This is a genomic window from Stutzerimonas stutzeri (assembly GCF_024448895.1).
GTDB classification, from domain to species: domain Bacteria; phylum Pseudomonadota; class Gammaproteobacteria; order Pseudomonadales; family Pseudomonadaceae; genus Stutzerimonas; species Stutzerimonas stutzeri_Q.
On record NZ_JAMOIC010000010.1, the window covers coordinates 127106 to 146299 of the forward strand.

At 61.7% G+C, this 19194-nt stretch carries 21 protein-coding genes; 6 read left to right on the forward strand and 15 right to left on the reverse strand.

Annotation, left to right across the window (positions count from 1 at the left end):
* Window positions 1-51: 51 nt before the first annotated feature.
* From ltaE to rnd, 5 genes are all read right to left on the reverse strand, one after another.
* Window positions 52-1056, reverse strand: coding sequence for a low-specificity L-threonine aldolase (gene ltaE, locus NA619_RS13850; protein WP_255962426.1), 1005 nt, complete (start codon window positions 1054-1056; stop codon window positions 52-54).
* 94 nt (window positions 1057-1150) lie between these two features.
* Window positions 1151-2377, reverse strand: coding sequence for a hypothetical protein (locus tag NA619_RS13855; RefSeq protein WP_255962427.1), 1227 nt, complete (start codon window positions 2375-2377; stop codon window positions 1151-1153).
* 52 nt (window positions 2378-2429) lie between these two features.
* Window positions 2430-2879 carry a YcgN family cysteine cluster protein gene (locus tag NA619_RS13860; protein ID WP_255962428.1) on the reverse strand — a complete coding sequence of 150 codons (450 nt, stop codon included), beginning with the start codon at window positions 2877-2879 and terminating at the stop codon, window positions 2430-2432.
* Between the two features lie 121 nt (window positions 2880-3000).
* Window positions 3001-3294: a YcgL domain-containing protein gene (locus NA619_RS13865; protein ID WP_255962429.1), complete on the reverse strand. Its 294-nt coding sequence runs from the start codon at window positions 3292-3294 to the stop codon at window positions 3001-3003.
* Window positions 3291-4415, reverse strand: a complete 1125-nt coding sequence (rnd, locus tag NA619_RS13870) for a ribonuclease D (protein ID WP_255962430.1) — start codon at window positions 4413-4415, stop codon at window positions 3291-3293. The genes NA619_RS13865 and rnd overlap by 4 nt, the downstream gene beginning before the upstream one ends.
* 149 nt (window positions 4416-4564) lie before the next feature.
* Here rnd and NA619_RS13875 point away from each other — a divergent pair, with 149 nt between their 5' ends.
* Both NA619_RS13875 and NA619_RS13880 read left to right on the forward strand, forming a co-directional pair.
* On the forward strand, window positions 4565-5431 hold the full coding sequence (locus tag NA619_RS13875; RefSeq protein ID WP_255962431.1) for a sulfurtransferase: 867 nt from the start codon (window positions 4565-4567) through the stop codon (window positions 5429-5431).
* A 151-nt stretch (window positions 5432-5582) separates the two neighbouring features.
* Window positions 5583-6869, forward strand: coding sequence for an OmpP1/FadL family transporter (locus tag NA619_RS13880; protein WP_255962432.1), 1287 nt, complete (start codon window positions 5583-5585; stop codon window positions 6867-6869).
* A 40-nt stretch (window positions 6870-6909) separates the two neighbouring features.
* Here NA619_RS13880 and NA619_RS13885 read toward each other — a convergent pair whose 3' ends face one another.
* Entirely contained in the window at window positions 6910-7458 is a 549-nt protein-coding gene (locus tag NA619_RS13885) for a glutathione peroxidase (RefSeq protein ID WP_255962433.1), read from the reverse strand.
* Window positions 7459-7613: 155 nt separating this feature from the next.
* Between NA619_RS13885 and NA619_RS13890 the strand changes: the two genes are divergently transcribed.
* The 4 genes from NA619_RS13890 to modC are packed head-to-tail and all read left to right on the forward strand — an operon-like array spanning window position 7614 to window position 10971.
* Window positions 7614-8429: a TOBE domain-containing protein gene (locus tag NA619_RS13890; RefSeq protein ID WP_255962434.1), complete on the forward strand. Its 816-nt coding sequence runs from the start codon at window positions 7614-7616 to the stop codon at window positions 8427-8429.
* 9 nt (window positions 8430-8438) lie between these two features.
* Window positions 8439-9203, forward strand: coding sequence for a molybdate ABC transporter substrate-binding protein (modA, locus tag NA619_RS13895; protein WP_255962435.1), 765 nt, complete (start codon window positions 8439-8441; stop codon window positions 9201-9203).
* Window positions 9203-9883, forward strand: coding sequence for a molybdate ABC transporter permease subunit (gene modB / locus NA619_RS13900; RefSeq protein ID WP_255962436.1), 681 nt, complete (start codon window positions 9203-9205; stop codon window positions 9881-9883). The genes modA and modB overlap by 1 nt, the downstream gene beginning before the upstream one ends.
* The gene (modC, locus tag NA619_RS13905) at window positions 9880-10971 is read left to right on the forward strand and encodes a molybdenum ABC transporter ATP-binding protein (protein WP_255962437.1); all 1092 of its coding nucleotides are present in this window, start codon (window positions 9880-9882) and stop codon (window positions 10969-10971) included. Before modB ends, modC begins: the two co-directional genes overlap by 4 nt.
* Before the next feature lie 9 nt (window positions 10972-10980).
* On the opposite strand, the gene NA619_RS13910 is transcribed toward modC, so the two are convergent.
* From NA619_RS13910 to NA619_RS13950, 9 genes are read right to left on the reverse strand one after another with little or no spacing between them, the layout of a single operon-like run.
* Window positions 10981-11712: an adenosylcobinamide-GDP ribazoletransferase gene (locus tag NA619_RS13910; RefSeq protein ID WP_255962438.1), complete on the reverse strand. Its 732-nt coding sequence runs from the start codon at window positions 11710-11712 to the stop codon at window positions 10981-10983.
* On the reverse strand, window positions 11697-12290 hold the full coding sequence (gene cobC, locus NA619_RS13915; RefSeq protein ID WP_255962439.1) for an alpha-ribazole phosphatase family protein: 594 nt from the start codon (window positions 12288-12290) through the stop codon (window positions 11697-11699). Before cobC ends, NA619_RS13910 begins: the two co-directional genes overlap by 16 nt.
* Window positions 12287-13339 (reverse strand): nicotinate-nucleotide--dimethylbenzimidazole phosphoribosyltransferase, encoded by a 1053-nt coding sequence (gene cobT / locus NA619_RS13920; protein WP_255962440.1) that lies wholly within the window; start codon window positions 13337-13339, stop codon window positions 12287-12289. The genes cobC and cobT overlap by 4 nt, the downstream gene beginning before the upstream one ends.
* On the reverse strand, window positions 13336-13857 hold the full coding sequence (gene cobU / locus NA619_RS13925) for a bifunctional adenosylcobinamide kinase/adenosylcobinamide-phosphate guanylyltransferase (protein ID WP_255962442.1): 522 nt from the start codon (window positions 13855-13857) through the stop codon (window positions 13336-13338). The genes cobT and cobU overlap by 4 nt, the downstream gene beginning before the upstream one ends.
* Entirely contained in the window at window positions 13854-15323 is a 1470-nt protein-coding gene (locus tag NA619_RS13930; RefSeq protein WP_255962443.1) for a cobyric acid synthase, read from the reverse strand. Before NA619_RS13930 ends, cobU begins: the two co-directional genes overlap by 4 nt.
* The gene (gene cobD / locus NA619_RS13935) at window positions 15320-16312 is read right to left on the reverse strand and encodes a threonine-phosphate decarboxylase CobD (protein ID WP_255962444.1); all 993 of its coding nucleotides are present in this window, start codon (window positions 16310-16312) and stop codon (window positions 15320-15322) included. Before cobD ends, NA619_RS13930 begins: the two co-directional genes overlap by 4 nt.
* The gene (cbiB, locus tag NA619_RS13940; protein WP_255962445.1) at window positions 16305-17216 is read right to left on the reverse strand and encodes an adenosylcobinamide-phosphate synthase CbiB; all 912 of its coding nucleotides are present in this window, start codon (window positions 17214-17216) and stop codon (window positions 16305-16307) included. Before cbiB ends, cobD begins: the two co-directional genes overlap by 8 nt.
* A complete protein-coding gene (gene bluB / locus NA619_RS13945; RefSeq protein WP_255962447.1) occupies window positions 17213-17863 on the reverse strand; it encodes a 5,6-dimethylbenzimidazole synthase in 651 nt (216 codons plus the stop codon). The genes cbiB and bluB overlap by 4 nt, the downstream gene beginning before the upstream one ends.
* Window positions 17860-19152, reverse strand: coding sequence for a cobyrinate a,c-diamide synthase (locus NA619_RS13950; RefSeq protein ID WP_336605459.1), 1293 nt, complete (start codon window positions 19150-19152; stop codon window positions 17860-17862). Before NA619_RS13950 ends, bluB begins: the two co-directional genes overlap by 4 nt.
* Between the last annotated feature and the right edge of the window lie 42 nt (window positions 19153-19194).

The following is a 19194-nucleotide window of genomic DNA, read 5'->3' on the forward strand; positions in this document are numbered from 1 at the left end:
CGCATAGGGGATAAATAAGATTGAATCAAGCTATTCGACAGCGATGCGGCGCTATGCCCTGGCGAACGCGGCAAAGCTCTCAATGACCGGCTCGACGTGCTCAGGAAGCACATCCAGGTGCGTAACCAACCGAAGCCGCGGTGCGGCCGTCAGGATGACGCCACGCTCGGCGCAGAACGCTTTCAATGCGCCTGCGCGGTCACCCATCTGCACATAAACCATGTTGGTCTGTACCGGTTCGACTGTATAACCGAGCGCCGCCAGACCAGCTGCAATCTCTCGGGCCCGTTCATGATCCAGCGCCAGACGTTGCACCTGGTTCTCCAGCGCATACAGTCCGGCCGCCGCCAGCACGCCGGCCTGACGCATACCGCCACCGACCATCTTGCGCAGCCGCCGCGCTTTGGCGATCAATGCTTCGTCACCGCAAAGCACGGAACCGACCGGCGCACCAAGCCCTTTCGACAGGCATACCGAGACTGAATCGAAGTGCCTGGTGATGTCCCGTGGCTGACAACCCAACTTGATCACGGCATTGAACAGCCGCGCGCCATCAAGATGTAGTGCAAGCTGGCGTTCGCGTGTGAAAGCCCTCGCCTCCGCCAGGTGTTCCAGCGGCAGCACCTTGCCGTGCATGGTGTTTTCCAGAGCAAGCAGGCGAGTACGGGCAAAGTGGAAATCGTCCGGCTTGATCGCCGCTGCAACACGGTTGAGGTCCAGCGTACCATCTGTCTCCATCTCGACTGGCTGCGGCTGAATTGAGCCCAACACCGCGGCGCCGCCAGCCTCGTATTTGTAGGCATGCGACAGTTGTCCTGCGATGTATTCGTCTCCGCGCTCGCAGTGCGACATGAGCGCCAGCAGATTGCTCATGGTCCCGCTGGGCACGAACAGGCCGGCTTGCAAACCGAGTTGCGCAGCGAGCGTCTGCTCCAGTTGCCGTACAGTTGGATCTTCACCGTAGACGTCATCGCCGGTGGGCGCACTCAACATGGCGTCCCGCATGCCCGGGGTGGGCTGGGTGACGGTATCGCTACGCAGATCGATCAGATTCATGAGGTTGTCCCGGATTAGTAACAGCTGGGGAGCACACCGCTGCAGCCTGCCCCGATCGGTTTGATTCTGAACTCACGCGTAAGCGCCGCCGGCGCTAGCGCAGCAGACGAGTGTCGAGAACCTTCGATCCGCCGCCCAAAAGTGATTCGCTGATATCGATGAAGTCTTCAGTGGTGACCCTGTTCAGGCGCATCAGCCCCCGCGCGACATCGTCCAGCGAATGACGGCTTTTGCTCCGCGTACGGATTTCGCGATCAAGGTCCTGCATCAGCAGGACCGCCCTGGCCGTGATGGGACCTGTGGAGTGCTCGGTGCGCAGACTATCGACCTTGCGGCTCCACTTGGTCAGATGCTCGCGGACAAGCTGATACCGGTCTTCACTCATGCCGCCCGCGCGGCGCACCAGTTCGATTGCGTAGTACTCCGCCAACCCTTCACTGATCCAGTCGCTGCGATCGGCATCGGTGATTCGACTGAACACGTGGACCAGCTCGTGCACCAGAGAACTGGTGCCGTTCTCGCTTACCAGTGGCCGCTCGGCGTGCATGAAAAGGGAGTTCGGGCCGGACAGGCCACCCCGCCACATCGGATCGCCAGCACCTACCACAAGCAGCTTCTTCGGATCTCGGGGGAACACATTCTGTAATTCCGGCCAGACGAAGGTCATCATCGTGACGATATCCATCCGCCGAAACCCCTCGCCCACCGGCCCTGCTACCGTCACGTCGGTCTCGCCCAACTTGGCCCGGCGGCTACCGAGCTTGCCGGCGACGATCCAACCGGTCGGGCGGTCGAACAGGCGCTCGCGGTTATCGATGCGAAAACGATTCTTGCCGATACGCGGCCAGCCCGTCTCCACGCTCGACCAGCCTTCCGGAAGCTCCACCTTCATTCGTGAGATCAAACGCACGCCATCCTGTTGACTGAGGCGTCCGGATGGGACTAGGTCGTCGCCACGCAGCAATGCCCAGTTTTCAGTCATTCGCGCGTCAAAACGGCCGCTTTTACGTTGATGGCTGATCGTCACCTGATAGCTCAATCGAGCCTTACCAGAAGCTGGTCGCCAGATACCGCGGCCGCCCTCCTCCTGCCAACTGCCCTCGGTGTCGGTTTCGAATGCGCTGTATGCACCGTCCTTGCCCAGGTTGAAATCGAGCTGCCTGACGGCGCTGCCGTCTTCAAGCAACAGCTGGACTTCGGCAACGTCCCGCTCCGGCACGAATTTCACGATGTAGTCTAAGTCGACCCGCTTGGCCGCCTGGACTGGCGTACCCAAAAAGAGCAACAGAACAGCGAGCAGCGATAACTGACGCAGGGGCATGGAACGGCTCCAGATTAGGTTCAGAGCTAAGACGGCGCGGCCGAACGGAGATTCAACCAGCGCGGAAAATCAGATGGTCTTCCCAGTCTTCATCCGCGACAGTGCCCTCGGCGATCATTCGGCCTGACTGCGATATGCCTTCAGCGTGCACCGCATCCACGTCACCGCAGACAAGGTGATGCCATAGCGGAAGGTCCTTTCGCTCCGCGACGAGGCGGTAGCCACAGGTAGGTGGTAGCCATTTGAATTGTGCAGCGTCCGCGGCGGTCAGCTGAACGCAGTCCGGAACGCTGGCCCGCCGATTGGGATAGTCACTGCAGCGGCAGCTCTTTAGATCGAGCAGTTTGCAGGCGATGCGCGTGTAGTAAACGCTGCCGTCATCTTCATCTTCGAGCTTCTGCAGACAGCAAAGTCCACAACCATCGCACAGCGACTCCCACTCAGCCGAGTCCAGCTCGGTGAGGGTTTTGCGCTTCCAGAAGGGTTCGACTTTAGCCGCCATGAACAGAGCCGTCTCAGATAAATATGCGAGTCTAGCCATTGCCTGCCAAGCGGCCAAGCGTGGCCGCACTCAGGTCCAGATGACGGCCTAACAGGCGACCAACGGTAATCCGATTACGGCTTCACATCGGATCGTTGCGGCGCAACAACTCTTCCGGCAGATGCTCGATGTAGTCGTCATCGGGCGGTGGCATCTGCAGGTGATACCCCTGCTTCTCCAGATTCTCCAGCACCGTCGTGATGTCTTCGCGCGCCAGCTTGCGCTCGGGCGTAAGCACCATATCAAAGGCAAGCTGAGGTGGACCGAAGGCGGCGAGCAGTGCTTCTGGAACCCGCGCCAACGCCTCGCTGCGCTCGACATACAGATACATTCCGCTCTTGCGCGGGCTTCTATAAATGGAGCAAATGCGTTTCATGATTCATCTTCCAGCACATCAAGAAGGGCTTGCCCCATTCGTTCGCGACGCCAACCTCGCAGCGAATCAGGCAACGCATAGGGACCATCCGGATATCCGGACTTCAACAAGGCTTCGAGCACTTTCTTGCGCAGCATCAGTTCCGGAGCGATATCCATGACTTGAGCTTTCTGCTGGCCGACCGCGCGTAGCTTCTTCAACAAACCCGACGCATCGAGCGGCAATGGCTCAGGCAGTGCCTCCGGCCAGTCCTGCTCGGGTGTCGCGGCTGCGGTACGGATCAACTCGAGTAGCGTTTCGCCATCCTGGCGCACCGTGCGCGGATGCATGTCGTCAATACGCGCCAGGCTGACCAGGTCGGCTGGCTGGCTTCGCGCAAGCGGCCACAAGCTGTGCTCGCGCAAGACCCGGTTACGAGGCTGATTTCGCGCCCGCGCCTGCCGCTCACGCCACGCGGTCAGGACCCGAAGCACCGCAAGCTGCCTGGGCTTCAGACGCCAGGCCTGCTTGACCTCTCGATAGGCTTCATCGGGATCGATTTCACGCTGCAGATTGGCAACCAACTCGTCACCATCTTCCAAAACCCAGGCCTGCTTCTCCTCGGACAATTTCGGCAGCAATGCTTCGTAAAGCTCGGCTAGATGCTGGGCATCCTCCGCCGCGTAACGCACCTGCATCTCGCTCAGCGGCCGCTGCAGCCAGTCCGAACGCGTCTCGCCCTTGGGCAGTTCGATATCCAGCACGCTCTGCACAAGCCGGGAATAGCCCATGGAGAAACCGATATTCAGGTATCCGGCGGCAAGCTGGGTATCGAACAATGGCTTGGGCAGGCTGCCGGTCAAGCGCCAGAGGACTTCGAGATCCTCACTGCAGGCGTGCAGAACCTTTACCACTGACGGGTTATCCAGCAAGCCTGCGAAAGCACTCCAGTCAGAAATCCGCAACGGATCGATCAGATAGGCGCAACGCCCGTCGCCGACCTGAAGCAACGCGGCAATCGGGTAGAAGGTATCGACCCGCATGAACTCGGTATCCACCGCTACATAAGTCAGCTCGCGCCACTCGGCACAAAGGTGGGCCAGATGCGCATCGTCCAGCACCCATTGAGTTTCGATGGCCACTAGGCCCTCCTTGTTGTTCGGTATTACGACCGGCGTGCGGGCGAAGAGGCGCGCAGTATATATCGCGCGTTGCAGTAAGCTGCGCACTCATCGGCGCGCCCGCGCCAGCCCGATACCGTTTCGTCCGACAATTCAGCCGGAGCCCAACCATGTCACTTGCTCAACTGATCGACGCTACCGAACTGTCCGCAAGAGTTAGCGAACCTCAGCTCAGAATTCTGGACTGCCGGTTCTCGCTTGATGACGCCAACTACGGCCGACGCAGTTTCGCGGAGGCGCATATTCCGGGCGCGCTATTTATCGATCTCGAGAAGGACCTGTCCGGCCCCGTAACTCCTGGACACACCGGCCGGCACCCACTGCCCGAGCCGACACACCTGATAAGTCGGCTGCGCGCCGCAGGCCTGAACGACGACAGCGAAGTAGTGCTCTACGATGACGGCTCCGGCGCCTTCGCGGCCAAGGCCTGGTGGCTGCTGGCATGGTTGGGCAAACGCAACGGCGTATACCTGCTCGACGGTGGCCTGAAAGCCTGGAGAGACGCCAACGGCGCAATGACAGCCGACACACCAGCGGTGGCACCCGGCGAATTCAGCGGCACACCTGACGACCGTATGGTAATCGATGCGCAGCAGCTCCTTGCGCAGCTGCAGCAACCCGATCTGACCTTGCTCGACGCCCGGGCACTGCCCCGCTTCCAGGGAAAGGAAGAACCCATCGACCCGATCGCCGGGCACATACCTGGCGCCCTTTGCGTCCCTTTCATCGAGAACCTGGACGCCACGGGGCACTTTCTTTCGCCCGATGAACTTCGCTCGCGCTTCAGCGCGAAACTCGCAGGCCGCCCCGAGGCTTCGGCAGTGGCTTATTGCGGATCTGGGGTGACGGCCTGTCACAACTTATTCGCCATGTGTCTCGCCGGGTTGCCGCTGGCCAGACTCTACCCGGGTTCGTGGAGCGAATGGATCACCGCGCCCGAACGTCCGGTCACTTCTCACGCCCAACTAGGTGACTAAGGGGTCGAATCTCGTCTTTCCGGTTTTATCGCGTATTCGGGGAGGTATCGCCGCCGATCGTCGTTATTAACGAAAAATTGCACTCTTTCGTTTGCGAGCGATCGGCGAAGCTTGATAGGGTCCGAGCCGCTTTTTCCCCTGGAGTACAACAATGAAAACAACATGGTTGAAGACCGCGATCGCAGTAGCCGCTGGCGCCCTTTCCACTCAGGCCCTGGCCGCCGGTTTCGCCCTCAATGAGCAAAGCATCAGCAGCATGGGCACCTCGTTCGCTGGTCGCTCCTCTTCCGCCGATGACGCCACCACCCTGTTCGGCAACCCTGCCGGCATGTCGCGCCTCAAGCGTGAGGAAGTCAGCTTCGGGATGGCTGCGATTAGTGCAAGCACGGATATCAAGAACACCAGCAGCTTCCCGGCGGGTGGCAGCAATGACGGCGACATGGTGCCGTTCACAGCCGTTCCGATGGGCTACTACGTCAAGCCGCTGGATGATAAGTGGGCTGTGGGCGTAGGCCTCTACGTGCCGTTTGGCCTGATCAGCGATTATGAGAACGGCTTTCAGGGCCGGTACTTTGGCGACTACAGTGAAGTTCGCGTTATCACAGTACAGCCCACTGTCAGCTATCGGTTCAACGATCAATTGTCGATCGGCTTTGGTCCGACCATCAACCGCATCGACGGCAAGCTGGAAAGCGCCTCGCTGAGCCGTTTCACGCCGGGGACCAATGACGGTCGAGTCAAGGTTGAGGGTGACGATACGGCGCTGGGCTTCAATGCCGGCGTTCTGTACGAATTCTCTCCAAGTACTCGTGCGGGCGTCACTTATCGCTCCAAGGTGAAGTACAAGCTTGAAGGTGACACCAAGCTCTCGGGCGCAGGCTTCGACCAATTCGCAGCCATTGGATTGCAGGCCTCCGGAAAATACGACGCATCACTGAAGCTCGATACGCCTGAGTCGGTCGACATGTCGGTCACCCACGACGTTAATGACCAGTGGACTGTTTACGCTGGCGCCATGTGGACGCGCTGGAGTCGGTTCGAAGAGATCAGGATCGAGAACGCTGGCATTCCTGGCCCGCTGCAGCCAAGCCTCGCTCCTATTATCGAAGAGCAGGAATGGCACGACACCTGGTCCTATGCCATCGGCACAGCCTACAAGCTGAATAAAGAGTGGACACTGCGCACCGGCCTCGCCTTTGATCAAAGCCCCACCAACAATACCCATCGCTCGCCGCGCATTCCGACAGGTGATCGTACCGCTGTCAGCCTGGGCTTAGGTTGGAACCCAACGGATGACGTCACTGTAGACCTGGCTTACTCATACCTATGGGAAGAGGAAGTGTCGGTTCAACGCGCCAATGCAACACGTGGCGTCTACAACGCCAACTACGAAAACAGCGCCCATGGTTTCGGTGCTGCAATGACCTACCGCTTCTGATACACCCCGCCCCGACCGCTCGGTCGGGGCACTCTCTCCGCTATTTCGCCAACGCTTTCTCCACGGCAGCGATCAGCTTTGGATCATCCGGCTCTACCTTGCTGGAAAAGTAATCCACGACTTGCCCGTTTCGGTCGACCACGTACTTGTAGAAATTCCAACGTGGCGCGCCTCCTGCCTGCTTGGCCAGCTCCTTGAACAGCGGTGTCGCATCGCTGCCCCGTACCGGTTGCGTTTGAGCCATTGGGAACGTCACGCCGAAATTGACGTAGCAGACCTCGGCCGTTTCAGCCGCGTCATCAGACTCCTGAAAAAAGTCATCGGAGGGCACCCCAAGCACCGCCAGGCCGTCGTCCTTGTAACGCTGGTAAAGCGCTTCCAAACCTTTGAACTGCGGAGCGAAGCCGCAAAAGCTCGCCGTATTGACCACCACCAGCGCCTTGCCATGAAACTGCTCGCACAGGTTGATGGTTTCCTTCGATCGCAGCTTCGGCAGCTCATGATCGAGCAACGCTGCGCATTGTTCCGCCGCTACGGGCCCGGCCATCAGTGACAGGGCGAGCGAGGCAGCAAGCAATTTGAATTTCATGAAAAAAGCTCCAGGCGGGATCGGAGCCAAGCTACTCCCCGTCAGCGGTAGAGACAACGCCTGACTGACCCGGCGCCGGTTACCAATTCAGATCTCGCTATATACAAGTCTATATAGCGCTTGCCAGAATGCCCGCTTACGTCCTGGAGCCTGAAATGACCGACTCCAAACAACACATTGAACCGTTGCGCATCGACGGCCAGCTCTGGTTCAACCGCGGCGAGAAAGGCTATCTCGGCGGAAAACGCATCGAGCTACTGGTTCAGATCGAGGCGACCGGTTCGATCACCCGCGCGGCGAAAGCGGTCAAGCTCAGCTACAAGGCAGCCTGGGATGCAGTCGACGCGATGAATAATTTATCCGAGCGTCCGTTGGTGATGCGCGCTGCCGGCGGTGCAAAGGGTGGCGGCACGCAGCTGACCGACTTCGGCCGGGAGATGCTGCACGTATGGCAACGCATGCAGCACGAATACGAGCGATTCCTTGCGCACGTTGCGCAGGGGATCGACGGGTTCGAGGACATCGACAAGCTACTCAGGGCGATCGCCATGAAAACCAGTGCACGCAATCAGTTTCGAGGCTGCATAACGCAGCTCGAGAAAGGCGCAGTGAACGGCACTGTCAGTCTGGACATCGGGCATGGCCAGACGATCACCGCCACCCTGACGAACGACAGTATCGATGAACTGCAACTTGCACGGGGCAAGACTGCCATGGCGCTAATAAAAGCCAGCTTCGTGCTGCTGTCGCCCGATCCGGACGTGAAGATCAGTGCGCGCAATCGCCTCACAGGCACGATTAGCGGACTGACTCCGGGCGCCGTCAGCTGTGAGGTCAAGCTTCTGCTTCCGGGCAATCGCACGCTGGGCGCCGTCATCACCAATGAAAGTGCCGAGACACTTGGCCTGGCCATCGGTCAATCCTGCACCGCCTTGATCAAGGCGTCGCATGTGATCATCGCCATTGATTGAGGAGCGGCCGTGCAGCCCATTCGCCTGTTAGTCATCTCGCTGCTGATGGCCCTGCCCGTCACAAGCCAAGCGGACACATTGAGAGTCGCGGTCGCGTCAAACTTCAGCACGCCGATGCAGGAGATCGCTTCGCGATTCGAAGCGAAAAGCGGTCATCGCCTGCTGCTGTCACTGGGCTCGACCGGCAAGCTCTACGCGCAGATACGCAACGGTGCGCCCTTCGATTTGCTGCTGGCGGCCGACGACAAGGTGCCGGCGATACTGGAACGCGATGGCCAGGCTGTTCCGGACACGCGCTTCACCTACGCGATAGGTACTTTGGTGCTCTGGTCGGCGCGGGAGGATTACGTGGATAACCGGGGCGCCGTGCTGGGTGAGGACTCATTCAAGCATCTCGCGCTGGCGAACCCCAAGACGGCACCCTACGGAACTGCCGCTCTGGCAACACTCGAAAACCTCGGCCTCGACCAGACCCTGCGTGGCAAATTGGTGCAGGGGGAAAACATTGCCCAAGCCCACCAGTTCGTTGCCAGCGGGAATGCGGAGCTGGGCTTCGTTGCGCTGTCACAGGTGCTCGATAGAGGAGGCTCGATCACTACCGGCTCGGCCTGGGTGGTACCCGCAGAGCTCCACTCCCCGATCCGCCAGGATGCCGTGCTGCTGACAAACGCCAGTGACAGCGAGGCCGCGCGCGACCTGCTGGCCTTTCTAAAAAGTGAAGAAGTCGCTGCCATCATCAAGGCTTACGGCTACAACCGGAGCGAGGCCCGCTGATGCCTCTGGACGATGCCGCGCTGGCGGCGATCTGGCTGACGCTGAAACTTGCCAGCGTGACTACCCTGATTTTGCTCGTTATCGGGACGCCCATTGCATGGTGGCTTGCACGTACCCGCTCACGGCTCAAGGGCCCTATCGCCGCCGTAGTGGCGCTTCCCCTGGTGCTTCCGCCAAGCGTCCTGGGGTTCTACCTGCTGGTTGCGATGGGCCCTAACGGCCCTGTCGGCCAGCTGACACAGTCTGTTGGCCTCGGTCTTCTGCCCTTCACCTTTGCCGGGCTGGTAGTGGGGTCGGTGTTCTATTCGATGCCGTTCGTGGTGCAGCCGCTGCATAACGCCTTCGAAGCCATTGGTGACCGCCCGCTTGAAGCTGCGGCCACTTTGCGAGCCGGGCCGCTGGACAGCTTTTTTACCGTCGTGCTGCCCCTGGCACGGCCAGGCTTCGTTACTGCAAGCATTCTTGGATTCGCTCACACCGTCGGCGAGTTTGGCGTGGTGCTGATGATAGGCGGCAATATCCCCGAGAAGACTCGCGTCCTCTCGGTACAGATCTATGACCATGTCGAAGCCATGGAGTACGCCCAGGCGCACTGGCTCTCAGGCGGAATGCTGCTGTTTTCATTTCTCGTGCTGCTGGCGCTCTATGGCAGTCGCCTCCGAATGGGGTGGCGCGGATGAGCAGCAGCCCGAGCGGCATCCAGGCAGCGCTTCGTCTCGATCATCCAGGCTTTTCCCTGGAGGTGAGCTTGCAGATGCCGGGCCGCGGCGTCACAGCGCTCTTCGGTCCTTCCGGATCTGGCAAGACCAGCTGTCTTCGGTGTATCGCCGGCCTGGAAAACACTGCTACAGGAATCTTGGAGGTGAATGGCGAGTGTTGGCAGGATTCAAGTCGCGGGATATTCGTGCCGCCGCATAAACGCGCCATCGGCTACGTGTTTCAGGATGCCAATCTATTCGCGCACCTATCGGTCAAAGCCAATCTCGAGTTCGGCATGAAGCGCATCTGTGCCCAGCAACGGCTGGTCGCCTGGGGCCAGGCGATCGAACTATTAGGCATCGGACATCTGCTGGAGCGTATGCCGGATCGGCTCTCTGGGGGCGAGCGTCAACGGGTCGGCATAGCCCGCGCGCTGCTCACCAGTCCAGACTTGCTATTGATGGACGAACCTCTCGCCGCTCTCGACATGAAACGCAAACAGGAAATCCTCCCGTATCTGGAGCGTATGCACGATGAACTGGACATCCCGCTGCTCTATGTCAGCCACGCGCCGGATGAAGTCGCCCGGCTGGCCGACTATCTAGTTCTGCTCGAGGAAGGCCAGGTAGTTGCTCAGGGCGGATTGCACCAAACTCTTGCTCGTCTGGATCTGCCCACCGCGTTCAGCGAGGATGCGGGGGTGGTCGTCGAATCAGTGATCGCCGGGCACGACCCGGCTTATCACCTCAGCCGGCTGACCTTTGCCGGCGGCGAAGTGCTGGTAGCGCAACGGCACGAAGCGGTTGGGCATCGGTTGCGCTTCCGGGTCCACGCACGGGACGTCAGCCTCACGCTGGAGCGGGCAGAAGGGACCAGCATCAGCAACCTGCTACCGGTATGTGTCGAAGAGATCGTTACAGCCGATACGCCGGCCCACGTGCTGGTCCGCCTAAGTGCACAGACCACCCCGCTGCTGGCGCGCATTACCCGCCGTTCGGCTGATCAACTTGGCATCGCAGTGGGCAAGCGCCTCTGGGCGCAGATAAAGACAGTCGCACTGCTGGGCTGAGACTGCTGACTAGCCCAGCAACGCCAGCCCGACCAGCACCGTACATTCCACCAGTTCAAGCAACGCGCCCGCCGTGTCGCCCGTAGTGCCGCCTAATCGCCGGCACATGCTGCGGCGGACCAGCCAGGCCGTACAAAAAGCAATGACCAACGCCGCCCAGCCCAAATTGCCGGCCAATAGACAACCGAGCACCACAATCACCAATACAACGCGAACACCTGTGCGCGGCATATGTGCGGAAAGCGCGTCGCCCAGCCCACCAGGTCGCACGTAGGGCGTAGTGAGAAATAGACCCAATAGTGCGCCGCGGCCCACCAGCGGAACGATCAGCAATGCCAGCAGATATCCGCTTTGGAGTAGCGCAAGCAGCGCTACGAATTTGAGCAGCAGCAGAAGCACCAGCACGGTGACGGCGATCGGCCCGCTGCGTGGGTCCTTCATGATTGCCAGGGTGCGTTCTCGATCCCCGAATCCGCCGAGCCAGGCATCAGCGCTGTCCGCCAAGCCGTCCAGATGCAGAGCGCCGGTCAAGCCGACCCACGCGGTCAGCACCAGCGCTGCCTGCAAGGGCGCCGCCGCGTGCGCCGTTACCAACGCGAATAGCCAGAGCATGCCGCCGAGCAGTAATCCAACCAGCGGGTAATAGAGAAGAGACTTGCCGAGCTCGTGCGGCTCGGGCATGCCGCGCAGGCGAACCGGGATACAGGTGAGGAACTGCAGCGCGATCAGGAAGGACTGCATCGTTCTTCCAGCCAGAGCGTGGCGTCGTTGAAGCCGGTTCTGATTCCGAACAGGTCACCGTGGCCCACTTCGACCTGTAGCAACTGCTCGCGCGGCAGCCCCCGCGCCTGGGCCAGCAGCAGACGCATGACGCCACCGTGGGTGACCAGCAGCACACGCTCGCCAGGGCAGCGATCGATCAGCCGCTCGATGCCTTTGAGTATGCGAGCCTCGAATATCGCGACAGGCTCGCCACCGGGCGGCGTGAAGCCATAGGGGTCGCTCCAGAACCGACCCAGGGCTTCGCTGTGATCAACCATCAGGTCGGCGGGGCTGCGCCCTTCCCATTCGCCAAAATTCAGTTCGCGAAAGTCGGGCTCGAACTCAAGCGCCAATTGGTGTTGGGCGGCAAGCTCGGCGGCGAAGTCCGCGCAACGACGCAGCGGCGAGCTGACGATCCGGTCCCACGGCCCTTGATCAACGACTGCCGCGCGCATCTGCTGCCAACCCAACTCGGTAAGTGCGTCGTCCAAACGTCCGCGAAAACCACCGCCGGATACGGTCTCGCCATGGCGCAGCAGATCAAGATGTACGCTCATGAATGTTTAGCCGCGACGGCGGCTTCCTCGAAGGTCGCCATCCCGTCGTGCAACGCACACGCCATTTGCAATAGCGGAACCGCCAGTGCTGCACCGCTGCCTTCGCCCAAGCGTAAGTCGAGATCCAGCAAGGGCTGGGCATTCATCGCCGCCAGCACGGCGGTATGCCCGGGTTCAGCGGAGCGGTGGGCGAACAGCAGCCAGTCACGAGCGGCGGGATTCAGCCGTACGGCGCAAAGCGCGGCAACGCTGCATATGAAACCGTCGACCAGCGCGACGATGCCCTGTTGCGCACACGCGATATAGGCGCCGGTGAGTGCCGCTAATTCAAAGCCACCCAGCCGCTGCATCCACTCGCACGTATCGTGGGGGCCTGCATGAAGCGCCAAGGCACGTTCGATTACAGCGCATTTGTGCGCGACGCCGGCAGCGTCCAGCCCGGTTCCGGGTCCGGCCAACTCCTGCGGCGCGCAGTTGAGCAAGGCACAGGCCAGGGCTGCTGCGGTGGTGGTATTGCCGATACCCATCTCTCCACCAATGAACAGTTCGGTTCGCTGCAGCCCTGCCCGTTCCGCGCTGTCACGTCCGGCCTGCATGGCGCGAAGGCAGATTTCCGCACTCATAGCCGGCTCCTTGGAGAAATTGCGGGTACCGGGCCCCAATCCAAGGTGCCGCACCCGTGGCAAGGGTTGCAACGGAACAGCGGTGCCCAGATCGATCACCTCCAGCTCTGCCCTGAGCTGGCGGGCCAGTACGCTGATCGCCGCGCCGCCATTGACGAAGTTACCGAGCATCTGACCGGTGACCGACTGTGGATATGCCGAGATACCTTCTTCGGCAACGCCATGATCGCCAGCGAAAATGGAGATCCACAGATGCTCCAATGTGGGTCGCTCGCGGCGTTGCAGTGCGGCCAGCTGCGGCACCAATGCTTCAACGCGGCCCAGCGCGCCTGCCGGCTTGGTCAACTGCACATTCCGCTGTTGCGCCGCCTGCCGGGCCGATTCGTCCGGCAACTGGCAGGCCTCCAGCCACCATTGCGTGTTCAAAGAGGGTCTCCTTTCAGGATCATGGGTAGCCCCGCCACGGTGAAGATCACGCGGTCGGCTCGTTCGGCCAGCGCCTGATGCAGCCAGCCCGCCTCGTCGACATAACGCCGGGTCAGCTCGCCCATGGGCACCACGCCCAGCCCGGTTTCGTTGCTGACCAGCAACAGGCGGCCCGGAAGGGCTTCAAAACACTCGAGCAAGGCGTCACGCTCCTCACCAAGACGCGCCGGGTCGTCCAGCATCAACAGATTGGTCAGCCAGAGGGTCAGGCAATCCACCAGGATGCAACGCTCGGCGTGTGCGTGTTCGCGCAAGGTCGACGCAAGGTGAACTGGCTCCTCCACCAAACCCCAATCGCTGGGGCGCCGGGCACGGTGATGGGCGATGCGCTCGCTCATCTCGCCATCCAGTGGCTGGCTTGTGGCGATATAGGTAACCGCCAGACCGCTGTCGCGGGCAAGCCCCTCAGCAAGCCGGCTTTTGCCGGACCGTGCACCGCCGAGAATGAGCTCGATCATTTGTTGCTCTCCGCCCCAAGTCCGCAGAGCGCGAGCAGACGCGCAGAGTCCAGATGGGTATCGACCAGATCGGCCAGGCGCTCGATATCGCGCTCACGCAATGCTCGGTAATCGACCGCCTGCGCATCCTCCAGCCCGGCCCAACGCAGCAACGCCAGGCAGGCGGCAGGCGTCTCGAACAGCCCGTGCAGGTAGGTGCCGAGCACCTGACCGTCCTTGCTGATAGCGCCCTCACTGCGCCCATCGTCGAGGGTTACCGCCGCGCGTTCGAGAGCCGCACCGGTGCTCACGCCGGCATGAATTTCGTAGCCACTGATCTCGACCTCCCCCAACGTCAGACGCCCCTTGACGTTGCGCAATTGTTTGCTGGCCGCGAGCGTTGTCGAGAACGCCAGCAAGCCAAACCCGTCGCTCTGGCCCGCCGGCCCTTCCAGACCGAGAGGATCGGCGATTCGCTCACCCAGCATCTGCAGCCCGCCGCAGATCCCCAGCAGCTTGCCGCCGTAGCGCAGGTGCCGGGTGAGCGCCTGTTCCCAGCCGTTTGCACGCAACCATGCGAGATCGGCACGCACGCTTTTCGAGCCCGGCAGGATGATCATATCGGCAGGCGGGACAGGCTGCCCCGGGCCGACGAAATGCAGATCGACCTGTGGATGCAGGCGCAGTGGGTCGAAATCAGTGTGGTTGCTGATACGCGGCAACACGGGCACCACCACCTTCAGCGTCTGTTCCACTTTCGAAGACTGGCGGATATCGACGGCATCTTCCGCCTCAAGATGGAAATCCATGAGGTAAGGCAGCACGCCGAGAACAGGCTTGCCGGTGCGCTGTTCGAGCCAGTCCAACCCCGGCTGCAGCAGGGCGATATCGCCACGGAACCGGTTGATCACGAAGCCTTTGATCCGCGCCTGTTCGCTTGGGCTGAGCAACTCCAGGGTGCCAACCAGATGGGCGAATACGCCGCCCTTGTCGATATCGGCGATGAGGATTACCGGGCAGTCGACCGCCTCGGCAAAGCCCATGTTGGCAATGTCGTTGGCGCGCAGGTTGATCTCCGCCGGGGACCCGGCACCTTCGACCACCACTACCTCATACGCTTCGCTGAGACGGCGATGGGATTCGAGCACCGCCGCCATCGCCACGCGCTTGTAGTCGTGGTACGCCACCGCATCCATGTTGGTAACGGCGCGCCCGTGAATGATGATCTGGGCCCCGGTATCACTGTTGGGTTTGAGCAGGACGGGATTCATGTCGGTATGCGGTGCCAGCCCGGCAGCCTGAGCCTGTACCGCCTGCGCCCGACCGATTTCACCACCGTCGGCCGTCACTGCACTGTTCAGGGCCATGTTCTGCGGTTTGAACGGCACGACCGATACGCCCTGACGTCGCAACCAGCGACAAAGGGCCGTCACCAGGGTGCTCTTGCCGGCATCGGACGTGGTGCCCTGCACCATCAATGTGTTCATGCCCCACTCTCCCGATAATCTGACAGCGTGTTCGCAAGCCGCTGCCAACCCTGCTCGTTCGCCGGCAATCCGAAGCGCAGGCTTTGTGGGTAGCGGTAACGGCGAACGAGGATGCCTTTCCGAGCCAAGAACTCGTAGATCCGATCGGAATTTTCGGTCGCGACCCACTGAAAAAGACCGCACCCGCCCGCGGGCGGCAGATCATGCTCCGCCAGAAGCTGGGCCAGTCTGTGGCTGTCAGCGAGCAGCCGTTCGCGCTGCTGGCGCTGGCCTTCGCGATCGGCGAGCAGCAAAGTGCCGATGAAACGAGACGGCCCCGCGATCGGCCAGGGGCCCAATGCATCGTCAAGCTGGGCAAGCAGCTCGGCTTGCGCCAGTACGAAACCGAGCCGCGCACCGGCCATAGCGAAGAATTTACCGAACGACCTGAGCACGATCAGGCCCGGTAGATGGCTGTGCATTGCCAGGCTTTGCCCGGGTGTCGGATCCATGAACGCTTCATCGACCACCAGCCAGCCGCCACGCGAAGCCAGGCGCTCATGCCACTCCAGCAGCTGGGCCGGAGGAATCAGCCGCCCTGTCGGGTTATTGGGGTTGACCACCACCAGCACGTCCAACTGGTCGAGGGCGCGGTGCACGCTGCCTTCACTGAACTCGAACAGGCGATGCCCCTCGCGCCGCCAGGCCTCGGCATGCTCGCCATAACAGGGCGACACGACCCCGACCTGCAGTTGCCGGCGTAGCCGCGGCAGCATCTGGATCGCCGCCTGCGAACCGGCGACCGGCAATACCGACTCAGCGTGATAGTAATCGCGCGCCGCTGCTTCGAGGCTGTCTTCGGTCTCGGGCAGGCGTATCCAGGCATCCGCTGGAATCGCGGGCACCGCAAAGCCGTACGGCGCAATTCCAGTGGACAGATCAAGCCATTCCGGCAACGCAATCTGGTATTCGCGCGCCGCTGCACGCAGACGGCCACCGTGCTCAAGCATGTAACCAACCCCCCAGCAAAAGCACGAGCAACCAGAGGCCGACACCAGCCCAGACCATATCCAGCGCACGCTCGATGTCCCGAGGCGTCGGCGCAGCTCCAGCGCCCAGCGTTGGGCGGGCATGAACTTCGCCGTGATAGATCGCCGGGCCACCAAGCGTTATGCCCAGCGCACCTGCCCCCGCCGCCATTACCGGGCCGGCGTTGGGGCTGTCCCACAGCGGGGCCTGACGTCTCCAGCAACGAAGTGAATTCCAGGTCTGCCCCAGCACTGCGTAGGTCAGCGCGACCAGCCTCGCGGGTATGTAATTCAGCAGGTCATCTATTCGCGCGGCAGCCCAGCCAAAGCGTTCGAAGCGCAGATTACGGTAGCCCCACATCGCGTCCAACGTGTTACTCAAGCGATACAACACCACGCCCGGAGCGCCGGCTATGGCGAACCAGAACAACGCGGCGAACACCGCGTCGCTGCCGTTTTCAAGTGCTGATTCGGTCGCCGCACGAGCTACGCCCTGCTCGTCCAGCTCGCGCGTGTCACGACTCACGATGAAACCGACACGTGTACGCGCTGCTGCCAGATCACCTTTGCGCAGCGCATTAGCCACCGGTATCAGATGTTCACCAAGGCTGCGCAGCCCCAGCGCCAGATAAAGCAGCATGACTTCCACCCACCAGCCGATACCCGGCAGCAGGCTGAGCAACCAGGCGATAGCCGTCAGCGGTAGCACGGCCATGCACCAGGCGGTGACGCCGTGACTGCGCCAACCGCGTCCATCAGGCCCATTGAAGTGTTGCTCCAGGCGATCCGCCAGCCGGCCGAACAACACCAGCGGATGATTGCGACGAGGCTCACCCAGCAACATGTCCAGGCCAACCCCAGCCAGGCAGCTCAGCGCCACACTCACTCGGGCGACTCCCAACCGTTGTTGAACAGCAGCTCATCCAACGGCCGAGGTTGAGTCCAGCCCTCCATCGCCAGCATCGGCTCCGGGTAGAACTCCGCCACCGGCCCGAGACAGATGATCGCGATCGGCTTTGCGCCAGCCGGCATCTGCAGCAGAGCGGCAAGTGACTGAGGATCGAACAGCGATACCCAGCCCATTCCGAGACCTTCAGCACGGGCCGCGAGCCACAGGTTCTGGATAGCGCAGGCAGCCGAGGCAAGGTCCATTTCCGGCAAGGTGCGGCGGCCGAAAATATGGGCGTCGCGCGCTTCCATCAGCGCGACCACCAGCAGCTCGGCGCACTCGCGGATGCCCTCGACTTTAAGCTGCATGAAGGCGCTCCCCCGCTCCCCCAGCGCTTCGGCGGTAAGCAGTCTCTCTTCCTCTACCTGCACGGCGATGGCATCGCGCAGGTCCTGCCGGGTAATGCGCACGAAACGCCAAGGCTGCATCAGGCCGACACTAGGCGCCTGATGTGCCGCTTCCAGAAGACGGGCAAGCAGTTCGGCGGGCACTTCTCCGTCGATGAAATGGCGCATGTCGCGGCGCTCGGCAATCGCCCGATAGACGCCGGCTCGCTGTGCGTCGGTGAAGGCGTGCTCGGTCATGGCTTGAACAACGCTGCGGCTGCCTCGGGAGCTGACGGCAGATAGAAGTGGATATAGGAAGCAGTGAGCCGTCCGTCTCGGTATACCGCTTCAGCCGTACGTTTGTAATTGGGGCACACACCGCGAGCCAGTGGCTGCAACGGCGACTCCAACGAGGAATGATGATAGGTGTGACCGCGCAATTTGCCTTCCGGCAGTTCCACTTCCTGAAGCGCCAGCGCGGTCAGCCGTTTCTGCATCTGGGCCTCGCCAGGCAGCAACCCAAGCATGTTCTCGCGCGCACCGCTCTGATCGGTCAGGCCGTCGAGCAGGTAAAGCATGCCGCCACATTCGGCCACTATCGGTTTCCCCGCGGCGTGATGAGCGCGGATGGCATCGGCCATCTGCTGATTGCGGCTCAATGCCGGCATGTGCAGCTCCGGATAACCGCCGGGCAGATAGAGGCTGTCTATCGCGGGCAGCTTATTGAAACGAAGCGGTGAGAAGAACAGCAGCTCCGCGCCCAGAGCGCTTAGCAGATCAAGGTTCGCCTGATAGATGAAGGCGAACGCCGCATCCCTCGCGACACCGATGCGTACGCCTTGCAACAACGGTGGCAATTCGCGCAGTTCGGGCGGCGGGAAGCAGACCGGCACGGGGAGCTCTCGATCGGCGCTCGCCTCCAGTGCGTCGGCGGCCGCATCGAGCCGTGCATCCAGATCTGCCAATTCCTGTGCCTGCACCAGTCCGAGGTGGCGGCTCGGCAGCTCGACCCCTGCGCTGCGCGGCAAGGCACCAAACCAGCCTATATGAGGCGGCAGGCAATCCCGAAGAATATCGCCGTGGCGGCTGCTGCCCACGCGGTTGGCGAGCACGCCGGCAAATGGAAGATCGGGGTCATAGCTGGACAAGCCGTGCGCAAGTGCGCCAAAGGTCTGCGCCATGGCCGATCCATCGATAACCCCGAGGACCGGAATGCCGAAGTGTTTCGCCAGATCGGCGGCCGAAGGACTGCCATCGAACAGGCCCATGACACCTTCGATCAAGATCAGATCCGCATCGGCTGCCGCCGTCCATAGCAGACGTCGGCTTTCGGTTTCTCCAACCATCGCGAGATCGAGCTGGTAGACAGGGTTGCCGCTGGCACGGGCGAGCACCATCGGGTCAAGGAAATCCGGCCCGCACTTGAAGACCCGCACTCGCCTGCCCTGGCGCGCATGCAGGCGCGCCAACCCTGCCGTAACGGTGGTCTTGCCCTGACCTGATGCCGGCGCGGCAATCAACAGCGCCGGGCAGTTGTGCGACTCGATCATCGTGCAGCACCACGCCCGGTGACGCTCACATTACCTTCA